This window comes from Tamlana crocina (assembly GCF_012037625.1).
Genome location: NZ_JAAVJS010000003.1, coordinates 1 through 19,792 on the forward strand (window position 1 = coordinate 1; position 19,792 = coordinate 19,792).

11 protein-coding genes are annotated in these 19,792 nt (G+C 35.7%); 9 read left to right on the forward strand and 2 right to left on the reverse strand.

The window, feature by feature from the left end; genetic code table 11:
- The first annotated feature begins 307 nt into the window (after positions 1–307).
- Positions 308–544, forward strand: coding sequence for an Arm DNA-binding domain-containing protein (locus HC176_RS02555; RefSeq protein ID WP_245234824.1), 237 nt, complete (start codon positions 308–310; stop codon positions 542–544).
- A 134-nt stretch (positions 545–678) separates the two neighbouring features.
- On the opposite strand, the gene HC176_RS02560 is transcribed toward HC176_RS02555, so the two are convergent.
- Both HC176_RS02560 and HC176_RS02565 read right to left on the reverse strand, forming a co-directional pair.
- The gene (locus HC176_RS02560) at positions 679–2,253 is read right to left on the reverse strand and encodes a solute:sodium symporter family transporter (protein WP_167916626.1); all 1,575 of its coding nucleotides are present in this window, start codon (positions 2,251–2,253) and stop codon (positions 679–681) included.
- A gap of 30 nt (positions 2,254–2,283) precedes the next feature.
- Positions 2,284–3,156 carry an inositol oxygenase family protein gene (locus HC176_RS02565; protein WP_167916627.1) on the reverse strand — a complete coding sequence of 291 codons (873 nt, stop codon included), beginning with the start codon at positions 3,154–3,156 and terminating at the stop codon, positions 2,284–2,286.
- Positions 3,157–3,429: 273 nt separating this feature from the next.
- On the opposite strand from HC176_RS02565, the gene HC176_RS02570 reads away from it, so the two are divergent.
- The 8 genes from HC176_RS02570 to HC176_RS02605 all read left to right on the forward strand — a co-directional run bounded on the left by HC176_RS02570 (position 3,430) and on the right by HC176_RS02605 (position 19,786).
- Entirely contained in the window at positions 3,430–6,510 is a 3,081-nt protein-coding gene (locus HC176_RS02570; RefSeq protein ID WP_167916628.1) for a SusC/RagA family TonB-linked outer membrane protein, read from the forward strand.
- 13 nt (positions 6,511–6,523) lie between these two features.
- Positions 6,524–8,176 carry a RagB/SusD family nutrient uptake outer membrane protein gene (locus HC176_RS02575; protein WP_167916629.1) on the forward strand — a complete coding sequence of 551 codons (1,653 nt, stop codon included), beginning with the start codon at positions 6,524–6,526 and terminating at the stop codon, positions 8,174–8,176.
- Between the two features lie 97 nt (positions 8,177–8,273).
- Entirely contained in the window at positions 8,274–10,358 is a 2,085-nt protein-coding gene (locus HC176_RS02580; RefSeq protein ID WP_167916630.1) for a GH92 family glycosyl hydrolase, read from the forward strand.
- A 3-nt stretch (positions 10,359–10,361) separates the two neighbouring features.
- Complete coding sequence (locus HC176_RS02585) at positions 10,362–11,990, forward strand: glycoside hydrolase family 28 protein (protein WP_245234825.1); 1,629 nt, start codon at positions 10,362–10,364, stop codon at positions 11,988–11,990.
- A 4-nt stretch (positions 11,991–11,994) separates the two neighbouring features.
- Positions 11,995–14,298: a GH92 family glycosyl hydrolase gene (locus HC176_RS02590; RefSeq protein WP_167916631.1), complete on the forward strand. Its 2,304-nt coding sequence runs from the start codon at positions 11,995–11,997 to the stop codon at positions 14,296–14,298.
- 37 nt (positions 14,299–14,335) lie between these two features.
- Positions 14,336–15,775, forward strand: coding sequence for a glycoside hydrolase family 125 protein (locus HC176_RS02595; protein ID WP_167916632.1), 1,440 nt, complete (start codon positions 14,336–14,338; stop codon positions 15,773–15,775).
- 2 nt (positions 15,776–15,777) lie between these two features.
- Entirely contained in the window at positions 15,778–16,842 is a 1,065-nt protein-coding gene (locus HC176_RS02600) for a phosphatidylinositol-specific phospholipase C1-like protein (RefSeq protein ID WP_167916633.1), read from the forward strand.
- Entirely contained in the window at positions 16,835–19,786 is a 2,952-nt protein-coding gene (locus tag HC176_RS02605; protein ID WP_167916634.1) for a glycosyl hydrolase 115 family protein, read from the forward strand. The genes HC176_RS02600 and HC176_RS02605 overlap by 8 nt, the downstream gene beginning before the upstream one ends.
- Positions 19,787–19,792: the final 6 nt, after the last annotated feature.

Here is a 19,792-nt window from a genome sequence, read left to right on the forward strand (position 1 = left end):
TATAAAACTAAAATGGTCTACCAAAAAATCAGGTAGCAATAAGGATAGTAATTCTTTAGAAATTTCCACAAATTTAATTTTCCCCAAAGATAAAACTATTTAACTCCCCAACTTTTAGGACTGATCCGTTTTATGGTTTTTGGGCTATTGTAAGAATTGAATTAATATAGTTTAATTCGGTTAACAATTCGGTTAACAGTTTGCAAAGTAAAAAAGTGTTAACCGAATAGGTGTTTAAAAATACTGTAATAGAAGTAGTTAGTTTGGATTTCGTCTTGAATAAATGTTTAACAAAAAGACGACAACTATGCAATCACAAACCACCTTTACCCTGTCATTTTGGGTTAATGCTACACGCATAAAAAACAATCAAGTTTCAGTTTTTGGAAGAGTTGCTGTAAATGGTAAACGTGCAAATATTAGTCTGCAACGAAAAGTAATACTTTCCGAATGGAATTCTAACAAAGGAAGAGCAAGAGAGAATAAACAAGAATCACGGCTACTCAACAGATATTTAGACCAGGTTAAAAATAGAATCTATTAAGCTCACGATGAACTTGTAAAACTTTATAGATTAATGCAGGAATAAAGCATGAAAAATAATTAAGTTAGCCTTATTAATAATAGGGAATACATTTGCAACGTGTATTTAAGCTTATTATGAGAGACAAATGGTTGTTAAGATAGAAAAAAGTAAAATGATATTGTAATTAGTATAAGCATTGCCCCATATATCTTGACGTTAGCCCATTGTTTTTCGTTAGAAATATTCTCTTTAGAAAAAGAATGTTCTTGCAGGCCAACTGAATAATGGGAAACAAAAAACATGATTAAAAAGTTTAAGACAAACTCAATCCCCCATAAATGGACAAAATGAATATCTATATTTAAAATAAAGGTGGTAAGAATATAGAATATAAAGCCAAAAAACAATCCAGCTTTGGCGCCATTGGTGTTTATCTGTTTAAAGAATATACCCGCAATAATTATTGAAGAAATAGGTATAAAAAATATCCCGTTAAGTTGCTGCAATAATTGGTATAGACCATCTGGAGCGTAAGCCACTAAAGGGGCTACAGAAATAGCTATAATGGCCAATACCACCGACGATATTTTACCATATTTTACAAGTTTTGAGTCTGTAGCATTTTTATTGATTAATTTTTTGTAAATGTCTAGACAAAATATAGTGCTGGCAGAGTTTAAAACGCTGTTAAAAGTGCTTAGAACGGCACCAAGTATTACTGCAGCAAAAAAACCGTATAGGTATGAAGGGAGTACCTTTTTTACAAGCATGGGGTAAATTAAGTCTGGCGTGTTGTAGTAATCGTCTTGAAAGTAATAATAGGCAATTAACCCAGGAAGCACAATTATTGCTGGGATAAAAAGTTTTAAAACACCTGTGTAAATAAGACCTTTTTGAGCTTCAATTAAGTTTTTGGCACCGAAAGCGCGTTGAATAATGGCTTGGTTCATTCCCCAGAAATATAATTGATTAATCATTAAACCAGTAAATAATACTGAAAAAGGAAGTACTGAATCTGGTTTGCCTATAATATCAAACTTATCTGGAGCAAAGTTATAGACAGAGCTCAAACCGTCCAAAATATTTCCCTGACCTATCTGGTACAATGCTATTGCAGGAATCAATAAGCCTCCTAACATAAGCCCAATACCGTTTAAAGAATCTGAATAAGCCACGGCTTTCAACCCACCAAAAATGGCATATAGAGAGCCAATGATTCCAATTGCCAATATAGTGTAAATTAAGGATTCGTTTTTAGAAAGGTTGAACATTTCAGAAAAATCAAAAACACTTTCAATGTTTATGGCTCCAGAGTAAAGCACTATGGGTAATAGTGTTATGACGAAGGATGACATTAATAAAAATGCCACAATAGACCTAATCGAACTATCAAATCGTCTTTCTAAAAACTCAGGAATAGTTGTTAATCCCATTTTTATAAACTTAGGGATAAAATATATTGCGGCTATAACTAGGGCAATCGCCGAGGTAACTTCCCAAGCAATGATAATGATGCCATTTCTATATGAGCTTCCGTTCATTCCTATTAAGTGCTCGGTAGAGATATTGGTCAATATCATAGAACCAGCAATGATAGGTCCGGTTAAGCTTTTTCCAGCTAAAAAGTATCCTTGGGAAGTTGTAAATTTGTCTTTTCTTAGTTTGTAGGAAGTATAAAAAATAACAAATAAAGTAAAGCCAAAAAAGCCTAAGTACGTATATAGCATGTTAAAAAAAGTTGTTTAAAAGAGTTGTTTTTAAAACTTTAGTGTCTCTGGCAGGTATTTGTTTACCAAGTCTTCATAATAAGGTTTCAACGCTTTAACATCTGGTTTAACAGGAGCTTTTGTATACAGATCGTAAGGGTTAAATTTTTTAACCCATTCAAACATTTCAATGTCCTTACTGTTCATTAAATGAGAATAGGCTTCTTCACGATGCTGGGCGTAAAATGAGTGATATCTTATTATGTACAGTGCGGGTTCTGGAAGGTAGTCTTTCATTATTTGGTATAGATATTCGTCGTGTCCCCAACTCATTTTAACATGGTTTAACCCACAGTTTGGGCTATAGACCCCATATTTTGTGTTATATTTTGGATTTGAATTGTCTGGGTTATCAGTAAAAAACTCAGGATGTACTATTTTATCTGAAAACTTACATCCAACAGGGAATGTGTCTCCAACTACGGCCCATTGTGGTTCGCCAAATAAGCACAGTACCTTACCAACATCATGTAAAAAACCAGTAAGTACAAACCAATCTGGGTGGCCATCGGCACGTATTGCTTCAGAGGTTTGTAATAGGTGTTGTAATTGGTCCAAGTCAATATCTGGGTCGCTATCATCTACTAGCGTATTTAAAAAATCTATAGCTCCCCAAAGCGACATCTCCTTTTTGTTAAACTTTAAGAACTCCTCTTCCTTTTTACAAACGAAATCATAGGTTTGGTTGATGTGATTTAATCTGTAAAATTCCCGAACAGTTTCAGCGCGTTCAGAATCAACATAATTCCTAAAGGCTTCTTTTTCTTTTTTAAGAGTGTCAGGGGCGGGGTATCTTTCCTTAAGATTTTCTTCCCAATCATCAATATCTTTTAATGGGTTTTTGTAGTTTTCTTGAGTGTCCATTTTTTTTGCTTTAGTGGTAAATCCAAAGTTAACCTGTAAAATGGAAGTTAAGCATGTAAAATCTATTCAATTGTATGTAAAATTAGGTGATAAAAAAAAGAATTAAGGAAGAGAGGTTTAAAAAAAACGCAGAAGGTAATTGTCTTTGCTTACTGTTATATAATTTAAGTATTGTGTAGTGAAAATTACATGCTTTTGAATTGATTTTCTAGGAGACTAGAATATTAAAAATGTAGTTTTAACAAAATTTTTATTAACTAAACTTTCAAAATAATGAAACAAACAAAATTACTATTATTGGTTTTGCTCTTTGGTTTTTCTTTGACCTCACGGGCGCAATCAAATCAAATTTCGGGAGTGGTTCTAGATAACCAAGGCATGCCATTACCTGGAGCTAATGTGCTTGAAAAAGGCACAAGCAACGGAGCAGTAACTGATTTTGATGGTAACTTCACTCTAAAAGTGTCAAATATTAATGGTGTGATTACTGTATCGTACGTTGGTTTTACAACTAAAGAAGTGAATTTAGATGGGTCTAGCTCTTATAGTATTAAGTTGAGTGAAGATACTCAAAGTTTAGATGAGGTTGTGGTTGTTGGTTACGGTTCTGTTAAGAAAAGTGATGCCACTGGAGCCGTAGTTTCTTTGGATTCTGAAGCTATTACCGAAGCTAGAAAAACAGATGTAGCTGAAGCTGTTCAAGGACAGTTAGCAGGTGTGGATGTTAGGCGTGTAAACTCAAAACCAGGGTCGCCATTGTCTATTAAAATTCGTGGAAATACCGTAATTAGAAATGCTAACGTAGGAAACGATGGTGTGAGTGATGATTTGGGGTTGGATTTGTCAAGGCCATTATATGTAGTTGATGGCATCTTTGTTGGTGATCTTAGCTTTCTTAATCCAGCAGATATTGAAAAAATAGATGTTTTAAAAGATGCTTCGGCAACGGCTATTTATGGTTCGCGTGGTGCCAATGGGGTGGTAATTGTTACTACAAAATCTGGTATTGAAGGTAAAACCCAAGTAACATATGATGCCACTTTTGGTGTAAATAATGTGGTAAACGAGCCAGACATGTTTAATGGAGATGAGTATGTTGCTTTTGTAAGTGATGTTCTAAGAGGAGAGCAATGGGTTGGAGAATGGGCCGATGGTACTGCTACTGTTGAAGACTTCAATAATTTAACAATTGATACAGACAACGAATTTATTGGTGATAGCGAACGTGCTAATGTAGCAAACAGAAATTACACCAATTGGAGAAAATTACTTCGTCATGATATGCAATTGCAAACCTCACACACGCTAGGTGTTTCTGGTGGGGCAGATGGATTAGTTTACAATGCCACTTTAGGTTATACGAGTGATAAAGGAATAATGGGAATTGAAGATTTCGAGCGTTCCAATGTATCGGTATCTTTAACAAAAAAGTTTAAAAATAATGTGACGCTTGGAGTAAAAGGATATTTTACTACTACCGAGAGAGAAGGAGGTTCATTAGAACTTTTTAGAAGTTCTATGAGGTTAGCCCCTACTGTAGAACCTTATAATGAAGACGGGACTATAAAATTGTTGCCAGATGCACAAGATGTAAGGTTCATAAACCCACTTTATGAGGTAAATGGTTCATGGACTACTAACCAAAGGAATACCAGTTTTATTGCAAATGCTTTCCTAGAGTATGAACCCGTAAAATGGTTAAAACTTAAAACCAATTTTGCGCCTTCTTTTGGAGCTGCTCGTGGTGGCGAGTACAGAGGTTTGCTGACCAAAGCAGCTAGAAATGACCAAGCTAGGACTAGGTCTATTTACAATTCAGGCTTCACGAGGAGTTACAACTGGGATAATACTGCCGATTTTAACTTTAATTTTAATGAAAATCATAACCTAAACGCCACTTTGATTGCAGCAATAAGTTATGAAGACGTTGAAGGTTCTGGTATACAAACCAGAAATTTAAGCTCAGATTTGTTTGGATTTTATAATACGCAGGCCGGTTCCGATGTAAGAAGTTATGGAACTAGTTTTAGAAAAGAAACCGTTTCTTCCTTTGCGGCAAGAGTTAATTACAGCCTTTTTGATAAATACCTGTTAACCTTTACAGGAAGGTATGATGGGGCATCCAAATTAGCCGAAGGTCATAAATGGGCGTTTTTCCCATCAGCGGCATTAGCTTGGAAAGTTTCAGAAGAAAACTTTATGAAAGATATTAATTGGATTTCTAATTTAAAGTTTAGAGTAAGTTATGGTGAGTCTGGCAACTACAACTCTGTTGGAGCATACGCCTCTCAAGCCACGCTTCGCCAATTAGATTATCAATTTGGAGGTACCTATGCCTTAGGTAATACTTTAGGTAACTTAATTAACGACGAGTTGACTTGGGAACGTTCAAAAGAATTTAACGTAGGTGTTAATGCCAGTTTTTTAAAGGGTAGAGTTAGAGCAGAAGCAGAATATTATAATAAGAAAACTGTGGATGCTATTTTAAATAGAAACCTTATGGGGCTTACCTCGTTTTCTGGTACTGTAGGGAATTTTGGATCGGTTAGAAATAAAGGGATAGAATTATCCTTAACAACCGTGAATGTAGATACGGGTGATTTTAGATGGCAAACAAGTATAAACTATGCCCGAAACGAAAATGAGTTGTTGGCATTAGATGGAGATATAGATAAACAACCTTATGGAAGACATGGTGTTTTACAGGTAGGGCAACCTATTGATGCTATGTATTCTTATGAAAAACTAGGCATTTGGCAAATGGATGAGGCAGCAGAGGCTGCTGTTTATAATGCTGTACCTGGTATGTATAAGTTTAAGGATCAAAATGACGACAACTTGATTAATGAGCAGGATAGAGTTGTAATAGGAAACCACGCTCCAGATTGGATTGGAGGTATGACAAACAACTTTACCTACAAAAACTGGGATTTGAACGTCATGATTTATACAAGACAAGGTGTGTTCGGACATTCTGAGTTTTATCAAAACTTTGCAACGCACAATCCTGACAATGCTAGATTCAATAAGATTGATTTAGACTATTGGACACCAAACAATCAAGGTGCTAAATACCCATTACCAGGAGCTGCACTTTCTAACGGGCAAGCTAATGAGTGGTTTTTTGAAGATATGTCTTTTGTAAAAGTAGGTAACATCGGTTTAGGGTATTCATTCCCATCTACATTAGCCAATAAATTACATTTAAGCTCTTTAAAATTATCTTTGAACATAAAGAACCCGTTCATATTTACCGATTACGAAGGGCCAGATCCAGAAACAGGTCTGCAAAATTCCTACGGAATGGCTTACTCTGTCAAAACAGCAATTTTTGGTATAAATGTTAGATTCTAAAAAAAAAAATAAAATGAAAATTCAAAATAAGTTAAAATATATAGTTATGGCTATGGGCTTGTCAATAAGTCTGGTAGCATGCGAAAGTTATCTTGAAGAAGAAAATAAATCAGCAGTAACAGCTGAAAACTATTATACTTCAGATAATGCAATAGAATTGGTTAATTCGGTGTATACGGCAACAAGACAGCCTTATAAGTATTATGCCGAAGCCTTTTTAGGTACTGATTTATTTACTCAAAATGGTCAACTTTTCAGTATAAATAATTTAAATGAGTACAGCAACATGGCGTCTGGAGATGCAGCTGGGCCATGGTATGGTAATTATTCGGTAATAAGTGCCGCAAATATCGCCATAAATAGGTACGAAAATCAAATTTCATGGGAGTCTGCATTAATTGGACAAAGAGATTTAGGAATAGCGCAAGCCAAAGCACTAAGAGCCTTGGCGTATTTTAATTTAGTGCAACAATACGGCGGAGTTGTGGTTTATTTAGATGAGGTTTCAGAAATTAGATACGATTACGTTCGTTCTTCAGAAGAAGACACTTTTAAGCAAATTATAAAAGATTTAGAAGAAGCGATACCTGTGTTAGAGACGTCTCCAGCCGAATTTGGGCGTTTTTCCAAGCGTGCAGCACAACACCTATTGGCTGAGGTATATTTAACAAAAGGGTATAAAGATTTTGGGACAACCCAAGATTTTGAAACGGCAGCGCAACTTGCAGAAACTGCAATAGGTAATTATGATATAAGAAGCCAAACCTATGCACAGGTATTTGATTTTGATAATCAAAATAATCCTGAAATATTGTTTTCAATTCAATATGGAGCGGAAGGAGTAAACAACAGAAGTAATAACAAAAACGGGATTTTCATGAACGTGCCTCATAATTATGCAGGAATTTCCCGTACAACAACACCCTATGGAGAACCTTCATTTTCAGGGATGCCAACCGATTTTTTCTATAGTTTATTTGATGCTAATGACTCAAGGGATGAAGTTACTTTACACAGAGTCCTGTACGCAACTGTAAATTCGCCCGCTTCTGAAAACGGTGTGGAAAATATAACCGTTGGTGATACGGTTGTATATTATCCAAAAACAGCTTTACCCGAAGCAGAGTTAGAAGATCGCTTAAATCGTTATTGGGTGTTCCAACCATCAGATTATGGTTTTGATGTGGCCGAGGATGTTCCAGGAGCACTTTACCAGTATTCAAATAATTTAAATAATGTAAACTTTCCAATTTTTGCAAAGTTTGATGAACGCGCTCAAGATGGTAACGGGTACAGAGATGTTTTTGTATTTCGTGTAGCAGAAACTCATTTAATTGCTGCCGAGGCCTATTTAGGGGCGAGTAATGTTACTGCTGCCTTACCGCACATCAATAAAGTAAGAGAGCGCGCTACAGGAGTGGCCAATTATTACACAAGTTTAACTATTGATGATATTTTAAACGAGCGTGCATTAGAATTAGCAGGTGAATCCAACAGATGGAATGTTTTAAAACGTACTGGTAAATTGCAGGAGCGTGTTGCCATGTATAACCCACATTTTATAGATCATGGTTCGTTTGATCCAGAAAAACATACTGTTAGACCAATTCCTTCTCAGGAAATAGAACTTTCAGATGGAAGTTTAGAGCAAAACCCTAAGTTCTAGTTTAATGTAATTCAAAAGTGTCTTTTTGAGTTAGTTTAGTTGTTTAGTTGAAAGGCAGGTGGTTTAGCCTCCTGCCTTTATTTTTAATTGCCTATTTATGAAGAATTTCTTCTATTTATCTTTTCCTGTAATAATGTTGTCACTTTTTTGTTGCAATAAGCAACAAAAACAGTCTGGTGGATTAGAGAAAGTGGATAATGCCAGTTATATTAACCCTTTTATTAATACTGCAAATGACCACGGACAAACAGATGTTGCTGCTGCGGTACCTTTTGGTATGGTAAAACCAGCTCCAGACACTAGCCCAATGGCACATTCTGGTTATGATTATACGGCCAATGAAATACTAGGCTTTTCAAATACCCGATTTTCGGGTGTTGGGTGTAGAGGCGTAGGCGGAAACTTAAGAATTTTGCCTTATGTAATTTCGGGTAACGATTCAATTCCAAATTCGGTAACTTTTTCAAAAGAAAATGAAGTAGCCCAAGCAGGGTATTACTCAGTTACTCTTCACAATGGTATAAAAACCCAACTTTCAGCAACTAGACAAGTAGCCTTTCATCAATACACATTTCCAAAATCAGAAAAGTCTGGTTTTACAATAGATTTGGCAAGTTCTTATGCAGGACATATATCTGATGAATACAAAATTAATAATGGCATTATTAGCGGTAAAATTACCAGCGTTAATGTTTGCCGTAAAGGTGCTTATACATTTTATTTTGCAATCCATTCCAATCAAGAAACTTCGCAAATAACTAAAAGTGGTTCTAAATTGATTCTTGAATTTTCAACCAAAAAAAATCAAGATATTTTATTGCGCTGCGCTTTATCTGTAGTTGATGAAAACAGCGCCATTAATAATTTGAAAAATACAAACGCTTTACAATTCAATAAAGTGAAAACACAAGCATTTGATGCTTGGAATAGTCTTTTAAATACCGTTAAGATTGAAACTAAAAATGACTCTTTAAAGCAATTGTTTTATACGCATTTGTACCATGCCACACAATCACCATTTATAATAAATGATGACAATGGCGGGTATAGAGGCAGTGATGGAGAGCTATATAAATCAAATACACCGTATTATCACGGATGGTCTATTTGGGACACATTTAGAACGAAGTTACCTTTATTTTCGTTGCTGTACCCAGAAAAATATCAAGACATGTTGTTGTCTTTAAAACACTTGTATAAGCAAGGCAAACCAGATTGGGCAACAGAAAAAGAGCCTTTCCTTACAATTAGAACAGAGCACAGTATGGTTATTTTGCTCGATGCTTACAGAAAAGGCGTCCTACCGTTTGATTTAAATGAAGTTTATGACGAATTAAAGGAAGAAGCAAAACATTTGCCTTTTAAATCTCCTGATAATGTATTAGAGTCAAGCTTCGATTTATGGGCACTTTCACAAATAGCTCACATACTTGAGAAGAACGAAGACGCACAGGAATATAAAAATCAAGCTTTTGAATACAAAACCCTCTGGAAAGATAAATTCTTAGTGATGGATGATAATTCTGATATCATGCATGGCGATGGTTTATACGAAGGTACTCTGTGGCAGTACAGGTGGTTTGTGCCGTTTGATATTCAAGGCATTCAAACGATGATGGGAGGAAAAGATGAATTTGAAAAGCAGTTGGATTATTTTTTCAATAACGAGTTGTTTAATATAGGCAATCAGCCCGATATTCAAGTACCATATTTATACAATTACACCAATTCACCATGGAAAACTCAAGCCTTAATTCATAAATTATTAAACGAGAAAACTAACAATTGGTACGGCACCCATGAAAAATTTAAAACACCAATTGTAAAAAAGATTTTTACGGCAACACCAGATGGTTTTATTAAAGAAATGGATGATGATGCCGGTACCATGTCGTCTTGGTTTCTTTGGTCGTCAATGGGTATGTATCCTATATTCCCAGGTAGTACAGAGGTGGCTTTAACTGCACCACAGTTTAATAAAATAACAATAAAAACTAATAGTAAACCTTTAGAAATTACCACATTAAAAAAAGGTTTAAACAATATATACATTCAAAAAGTAACATGGAACAACAAAATAGTTAATTCTAGTATTATAGATTTCAATACTATTTCTAAAGGAGGTGTTTTGCATTTTGAATTAGGTGATAAGCCCAATAAACAATGGGGAAAACAAAATTAAATTATGAAATATAGATTAAGTTGTCATGCTTCGGTTTTTTGCATTTTTGTAATGATGTTTCTTTTTGGAGCTTGTAAAGATGTTGCCGAAACAAAAACAGAACCAGTAGATGCTGAAGTAAAAAAAATATACCATAAGAAAACAAATAACAAGGAATATTTGGTAACAGATTTTGATGTGGTTGGAGATGGTATAACTTTAAATACAATAGCCATACAGACACTGATAGATCGGGTCCATGAAAATAAAGGCGGTACCCTAGTATTTCCTAAAGGGCAATACCTTTCGGGAGGGTTGGTAATGAAATCTAATGTAAGTATTTACTTAAAAGAAAATGCTGTTTTATTAGGAAGTACAAATCCGTATCATTATTCGGATGTTCCCATGCCAGAACGTCCAGAATCACCAAAGCGCGATGATTACTCTAATATGGCCTTTTTGGTCGCTTACAAAGCCAATAATTTTAAAATTTATGGCGAAGGTAAAATAGATGGTCAAGGCAGAAAATTAGCACTGGCGGTAGATAGTTTGCATCATTCAGGAGAACGCATAGATCCAAAATATAACTACAGGCGCATGCGTCCCAACGAAACGGCAAGACCTAAGTTGTTAAGATTTTCTATGTGTAAAAATGTAGGTATATTAGACTTAAACCTTCAAAATGGATCCTGTTGGGGATTGTCATTCGAGTTATGTGAAAAATTAAAATTAGATAACTTAAAAATAGTTAACAGAGCTTATTGGAATAATGACGGTATGGATATTACCGATTGTAAGAATGTCCAAATCACAAATTGTAATGTAAATTCGGCAGATGATGGCATCTGTTTAAAATCGTATTTCCCAGATTTTTATAATGATAGCATTTACATAGCCAATTGCAATATTAAAAGTAGTGCTAGTGCCGTAAAGTTTGGAACGGCATCCTACGGGGGGTTTAAAAATGTAACTATTGAAAATATTGAGGTTTTTGATACCTTTAGATCTGCCATAGCTATTGAAAGTGTTGATGGTGGTGATATTGAGAATATTAAAGTATCTAACATTACAGCTAAAAACACCGGGAATGCTATTTTTATTCGTCTTGGGCATAGAGGCGGAAAAGCCCCCGGAAGTGTTAAAAATATTCATTTAACAGACATCAAGGTTGAAGTACCTTTTGGAAGACCCGATATTGATTATGATTTAAGAGGGCCAGAGGTAGATTTCTTTCACAATCCTTTTCCTTCTTCCATTGTTGGTATACCAGGACATAGTATTGAAAATGTGTCTATTGAAAATGTAGAGATTACTTATCCAGGAAGAGCTACAAAAGGGATGGCCTATGTGCCGTTAAGCCGATTAGAACAGGTTCCCGAAAAAATAAAAGACTATCCAGAGTTTTCGATGTTTGGTGAATTACCAGCGTGGGCATTTTATGTAAAACATGCTAACAATATCACTTTTAAAAATGTAAAATTACAATTAGAAAATCCCGATTTTAGACCCGCTTTTGTCTTTCATAATGTAAAAGGAGCACACTTAAATGCTGTAAATGTACCAAAAGCAACACACAAACAATTTGTTTTCAAGGAACATAAGAATTTTATTTTAAGTGAAGAAATTAAAGAAAACAGTTTTACAATTAAATAAGCATATGAAAAATAATATAGTTGCAATTGCCTCAGTTTTGTTGGTAACTTTTTCTTGTAAAAGCGACAAGAAAGAAATAGCTAATGTTGATAAAAACAAACCAACAGATTATGCTAGTTTGGTATATCCACAATTAGATACAGAAAACTCACGTTGGTTTTTCTTTTCATCGGCATGTCGTCCGTTTGGGATGGTAAACCTTAGTCCTGATAATGAAATTGACGGTGCTTGGGGCAGTGGTTATCGTTATATAACCGATACCATTAAAGGCTTTAGCCATATACATGGTTGGCAAATATCGGGCGTATCGGTGATGCCGGTTACGCTTTCTGACGATAATACTAAGACCGTTTTCAAAGATTTTTATTCAAAATTCAGTCATGGTAACGAAGTCGTAACTCCTGGTTATCATAGTTTAGAAGTAGAACGTTACCATGTCAAAACAGAATTAACTAGTACTACACGTGTAGGTTTTCATAAATATACCTTTCCAGAAAACACCAAAAGTGCGGTTCTTTTTAATTTAAATACTGTGCTCGGTCCGTCAGATAATGCCAATGGAGAGCTGCGTCAAATTAATGATAAGGAATTTGCTGGTTCGGTAGTGGCAACACCAACCCACAGAAGACCAAAAGCACTAAAGATATTTTTTAAAATAGAACTCAATGCATCTGTAAATACTTTACAAAAAGATGAAGAAACCGGGAACTATTTAATGCATTTTAACAATTTAAAAGAGCCTTTGCTAATGAAAGTGGCTATTTCATATACTTCAGAAGATAATGCTCAGTTAAATTTAAAAACAGAGCTGCCACATTGGGATTTTGAAACCGTTGTTCAAGATTCTAAAGACCATTGGAATTCGTTATTAAGTCGAATAAAGGTTGAAGGCAATACCGAAAAACAACAAAGACGTTTTTATACAGATTTATGGCATGCGCTTCAAGGTAGACGTATTATTAATGATGTAAATGGTGCATATCCAGATAATACAGGTGCTGAATTTAAGATTGGGCAATTGCCATTAAATACATCGGGAAAACCAAAATTTAATCATTACAATTCTGATGCACTTTGGGGAGCGCAGTGGACACTAAATACACTTTGGGGATTAGCATACCCCGATATTTATGAGGAGTTTGCTATGTCATTTCTTCAATATTACAAAGATGGCGGCTTGGTTCCCAGAGGGCCATCAGGTGGAAATTACACCTACGTTATGACAGGCGCACCGGCCACACCGTTTTTTGTCAGCGCGATTCAAAAAGGTATTTTAAAGGAAAATCTAGAAGATATTTATGATGCTTTGAAGAAAAACCATTTAGAAGGTGGTATCATGGAAAAAGCGGGTTATGAACATAAAACCAATATTGGTGGCGGACTTGACTTTTACATGGAAAAAGGCTTTGTGCCACATCCTAACCCGAAAGGAAAGTTTGGCGGGCATCAAGATGGTGCTGGTTTAACTTTAGAATACGCTTATCAAGACTGGACATTAGCTCAATTGGCTTTAAAACTAAATAAGTCTGAAGATTATAACTACTTCTTGAGGCGTTCTAAAAATTATGCAACGCTTTTAAATGAAGAAGGGTGGATGCAAGCCAAAAATGTGGATGGAAAATGGCAAGCCAATTATAGTCCGTACACATACGAAGAAGGTTTTATAGAATCCAATGGCGCACAATCTACTTGGTTTGTGCCACACGATTATGATGGACTTGCTGAACTTATGGGTGGCAAAAAAGAGGCTGTTGAAAAATTAAATAAACAATTTGAACAAGCTGAACAATTAAACTTTACCTCGGGAACATCGCATGCTTCAGAATTGCACCCAGAATATCGTAAAATCCCAATAAATTATGGTAACCAACCCTCTATTCAAACAGCCTTTATTTTCAATAAATTAGGCAGACCAGATTTAACCCAATATTGGTCAAGAAAAGTTGCTTCTAAAGTTTTTGGCGGTTTATCCCCTTCAACTGGATATAATGGTGATGAAGACCAAGGTTTAATGGGGAGTTTAGCCGTTTTATTGAAGATAGGCCTGTTTCAAGTCAATGGAGGTACTGAGGAAAATCCAGAGTATCAAATTGGTAGCCCTATTTTTGATAAAGTTACTATTCAACTGCATCCAGACTATTATTCGGGTGAAACTTTAGAAATTAGAATGATAAATAATAGTGATTCTAATGTTTTGGTTAAAAAGGCTACCTTTAATGATAATCTTTTAACGGATTTTAAAGTGTCTCATAAAGACCTAACAACCGGAGGAATATTTCAGTTTATAATGCAGGATAAAAACGAGTAATAAACCATAGTTTTCTCGTAAATTATAAAGAAAAGAAATGACTAGCAGAAGAAAATTTATAAAACAAAGTGCCTTGGCAACAGTAGGATTTACAGCTTTAAGTGGTTCGGCTTTTAGTTTTACAAAAAGTATTCAAGACTTTAAGTCCAATAGGCCGCTACTTGCAAATAGAACTTTTGTAAGTAATGAAGTTGAGAAGGTTATAAAAAAAGTAAAAAAAGGAATACGTAGCGAAGAGTTAGCGTGGATGTTCGAAAACTGTTTTCCTAACACTTTAGATACTACGGTAGATTTTGAAGTCATTAATAACAAACCAGACACCTTTATTATTACGGGAGATATTAATGCCATGTGGTTGCGCGATTCTACAGCTCAAGTGTGGCCTTACTTACCTTTGGTTAATGATGATGAAAAACTAAAAAACCTTTTCAAAGGTTTAATCAACAGGCAAACCAAATGCATTTTGCTAGACCCTTATGCCAATGCATTTTATAAAGATGTTGCGAGAGAGACCAAATGGAAAGATGATAAGCCAACACCTAAGCCAGGAGTTCATGAGCGTAAGTGGGAGATAGACTCTTTGTGCTACGCTATTCGTTTATCTTACGGATATTATAAAGAAACTGGGGATACCTCAATTTTTGATGAAGATTGGGACAAAGCCATGAGATTAACTGTAAATACCTTAAGAACAGAGCAGCGAAAACAAGGAGAAACGCCTTATTATTTTGAACGTGTTAGACGAAATAAAAATGTTACAGCACCGTTTAGCGGAAAAGGCAGGGCAATAAAACCAGTAGGGTTAATATGTTCTGCTTTTAGACCTTCAGATGATGGTACCATGTATCCGTTTTTAATTCCATCTAATTTATTTGCGGTGGAGTCTCTAGCACAGTTAAGCAAGATTTATAATGATGTTCTTGGCGATAAAGTGTTTTCAGAAACATGTAAATCCTTTTCAGATGAAGTGCTAAATGCGATAAATAAATATGCCATTTCGGAACATTTAAATTATGGCAAAGTGTATGCGTATGAGGTAGATGGTTTTGGAAACAAAGTCTTTATAGACGACCCCAATATTCCATCTTTAATCGCCATGAAGTATTTAATGAGCGAACAGTATTATGATATAGAGGCATATAAGAATACGAGAGCTTATCTGTTAAGCGACGACAACCCTTATTATTTTAAAGGAAAAGCGGGCGAAGGACAAGGCGGTCCGCATGCAGGTTTAGACACCATTTGGCCAATGGGAATTATTTTACGAGCCATGACCAGCGATAGCGATTCTGAAATTGTTTGGTGTGTAAAACAACTCATGAATACGCACGATGGCAAAGGGTTCATGCACGAAACTTTTCATAAAGATGATGCCTCTAAATTTTCACGCTCTTGGTTTGCATGGGCAAACACCCTTTTTGGCGAGTTAATTTTAAAATTATACAACGAAAAACCAGAACTTCTTAAATCTATTTAAATATGAAGCACCTTGTTCTACTTGTTGTGCTTCTAAGTTTTGGATGTTCAAAAGAGCAACCCATAAAGCTAAATGATATTCAGGTAATTGGGAGCCATAATTCTTATAAAATAGCAATTGAAAAACCGCTCTTAAATTATATAGCTTCAATAGATTCTAACAGGGCGAAGTCGTTGGAATATGAACATGTTTCCATAGTAGAACAGTTAAATCTGGGTTTGCGAAATTTAGAGCTCGATGTGTTTTATGACCCCGAAGGCGGTCATTTTTCAAAACCAAAAGGCTTAGGTATTGTAAAAAAATCTGGAGAAACACTAATGCCATATGACGTAGCAGAACAATTAAAACAACCAGGGTTTAAACTATTTCATATTCAAGATATCGATTTCCGAAGTCATCATTTGTTATTCAAAGAGGCGTTAAAAGCCATGAAAAAATGGTCGGATAACAATCCTGCACACCTACCCATCATAATTTTAATGAATACTAAGGACAAGGTAATACCAGACTTAACCAAACCAATTCCCTTTTCAGCGAAAGCGTATCAAGAGCTGGATGCAGAAGTGCTTTCGGTGTTTTCAAAAAACGATTTGATAAGACCCGATGATGTAAGAGGAAACCATGGCACTTTAGAAGAAGCTGTTTTAAAACAAGGTTGGCCAAAACTGGAAGATTGCAAAGGGAAATTCCTGTTTGTTTTAGATGAAAAGGCTTATAAAAACAGCCTGTACATGAATGGCGATAATACGCTGAAAAACCGCGTGTTTTTTGTGAATAGTAAAGAGGGTAACCCAGAATCGGCGTTTAGAATTGTAAATAATCCTATTTCTGATTTTGATTATATAAAGCAGTTGGTGGCAAAAGGCTATATGGTTCGTACACGTGCCGATGCAGGAACTAAAGAAGCTAGAACAAACGATTATACCAAATTTGAAAAAGCAAAAGCTTCGGGAGCGCAAGTTATTTCAACCGATTATTATCAACCTTCAAGATTGTTCAAATCTACTTTTGAAGTAAAATTTGAGGGCGGTACTTACGAACGTTTTAAAGACATCAAAAATGAATAAACGCTATATAAGATTCATATTTCTAATAATTTGTTCTTCTCTTTGGGGGCAAAAAGATATTCAATTTCCAATAGTGCAAAATGGAGAAGTAGCCTCTGTCATCATTGACAAAAAAGATGCAAAAGTCGTCGATATTGCTTCCGGTATTTTGGCCAGCGATATCCAAAAAGTTTCAGGGAAAACAGTTTTAAAACAGCAAAAGCAAGCGCACTTCCAAATCATCGCAGGAACTTTGGGGAAGAGTAAACTAATCAATCAACTCATTAAAAAACATGCTATTGATGTCTCTCAAATTGAAGGAAAATGGGAAGCTTATACGATTCAAGTCATTGAAAACCCTTCAAAAGGTATAAAAAAGGCATTAGTCATTATCGGTTCAGACCGACGAGGAACGGCTTACGGACTTTTAGAAATTTCCAGAATGATAGGCGTGTCGCCTTGGGAATGGTGGGCAGATGTAACGCCAGAAAAAAAGCAAAATATAGTTTTAAACATAGAGAATAAAATTTACGGTGCGCCATCAGTAAAATACAGAGGCCTGTTTTTAAACGATGAAGATTGGGGCTTGCAACGGTGGTCGGCACTAAACTACGAGCCAGAAACGGGAGATATAGGCCCAAAAACCTATGCCAAAGTATTTGAATTATTGTTGCGCCTGCGTGCCAATACCATTTGGCCGGGAATGCACAAATGTACTAAGGCATTTTACCACTATCCACAAAATAAAATAGTAGCCGATAATTACGCTATTGTTATTGGCACATCGCATGCAGAACCTATGTTATGCAACATCAATGCAGAATGGAATCATGATACTATGGGCGATTATCGATACGATACCAATTCAGAATCGATAAAATCCTTATTTAAAAAACGAGCTAAAGAAACCGCAAATTTTGAGGGGATTTATACGGTTGGCATGCGTGGAGAACACGATTCTCCTATGATTGTTGGTGAAGATGATACCGATTCGCAAGTAAAACTATTAGAAAAGGTCATTACTGACCAACGCGAGATTTTAAAAGCAAATTCTAAAAAAGGTGTTACAAAACCACAGGCTTTTGTGCCATATAAAGAGGTGTTGCATTACTACCAAAGCGGATTGGATTTACCTGAAGATGTCAGTTTGGTTTGGACCGACGATAATTACGGTTATATACGTCAATTAAGTAATGCTGAGGAGCAAAAACGAAGCGGAGGAGCAGGTGTTTATTATCACACGTCCTACTGGGGTAGGCCACATGATTATTTATGGTTAAACTCAACGAACCCTGTTTTAATGTGGGAAGAAATGACCAAAGCATACGAGTTTGGGTCTCAAAATATTTGGATTTTAAATTGTGGCGACATCAAACCTCACGAATATAATATCGAGCTGTTTTTGGATATGGCTTGGGATATAGATAGTTTTAAAAATGACGATGCCGTCAGAGCACATCATATAAATTGGAGCGCAAGAGAATTTGGAAATAGCAATGCAGAAGCTATTACTAATTTAATGTTTGATTATAACCGATTAGCATTTCAGCGCCGACCAGAATTTATGGCTTGGAGTCAAGTAGAACCCGTTACTAAATCGGGTAAAACCGAGTTAACACAATATCATTATGGCGATGAGGTTTTTAAGAGAATTGAAGCGCACGAAAACCTGATTCACCAAGTAAAACAGTTAAAGCAAACTATTCCCAGTTACAGAACAGATGCATTTTATCAGCTAGTTTATTACCCAATTGTTGGCGCATCAAACTTAAATTTAAAATGGTTGTACAGTTATAAAAATGCTTTTGTGGCATCGCAAGGAAGAGAGAGCGCTAAGGAGTTTGCAACAAAATCTTTAGAGGCTTACAAAACCATTCAAAAGGAAACGAATTATTTTAATAACACCCTTCAAAATGGTAAATGGAAGCACATCATGAGCATGTCGCCTAGGCACTTACCTGTGTTTGCAGAACCTACAGCGTCCATTCCTTTAACAGAAAAACATAACACTTTGGGGATAGCCATAGAGGGGTATCAAATGGAGGTCAATGATGAGATTATAAATTCCTATGCCGATGTTTTTCCAGTATTTAACGCTTATACTAAAAATAAGTACTATATAGATGTGTTCTTAAAAGGACAAGGCGAATTGGAGTGGGAATTACAACCTAAAGCCGATTGGATTGTACTTTCTAAAACCTCCGGGAAATTAGATGAAAACCAATTAGAAGAGCGTATTTGGGTTACTATAGATTGGGATAAAGTGCCACAAGGCGAAAATAAAAAGGAAGCTCCGTTAGGGCACGATTACCAGCTAATACCACCAAGTTATAAAGTGAATTCGGCTATAGATGTAATAACTAAAATCAAAACTACAACGCTTGGTGTTTCAGTCTTCAATCCAAAGTTTAAGGATTTAGAAGATTATAAAGGTTTTGTTGAAGACAAAGGTTTTGTATCGATAAATGCTGAAAATTATACTAGAAAAGCCAACGGAAAAGAAGCTGAATGGACTACCTTTAAAGGTCTAGGCTATACAGGGAATGTTAGTGTAGCTCTTCCGCGAAGCGCAACTTCTGAAACTCGTGTTGAGGCTATAAAACAAAATAGTCCTGTTTTGGAATATGATTTTTATACCTTTAATTTTGGAGAGGTAGATGTGTTTTTGCAGGCTGTGCCTACTCATGCTTTTAATAATGATTCAGGTGTACGTTGTGCAGTAGCAATAGATGATGCAGAACCTGTAATAGTCAATTTTCAAACCTTTGGAAGAAGTGAAACTTGGAAACAAAATGTGTTAAAAAACGCATCGGTTAAATCCGTTAAGCAAATAGTAAACACGGCAGGAATGCACAAATTAAAAATTTGGATGGTAGACCCCGGAGTAATGTTAGACCAGATTTTGATAGATTTAGGCGGTTGGAAAACCTCGTATGCCTTTCCTCTAGAAACTAAACTAAAATAGCAAAAT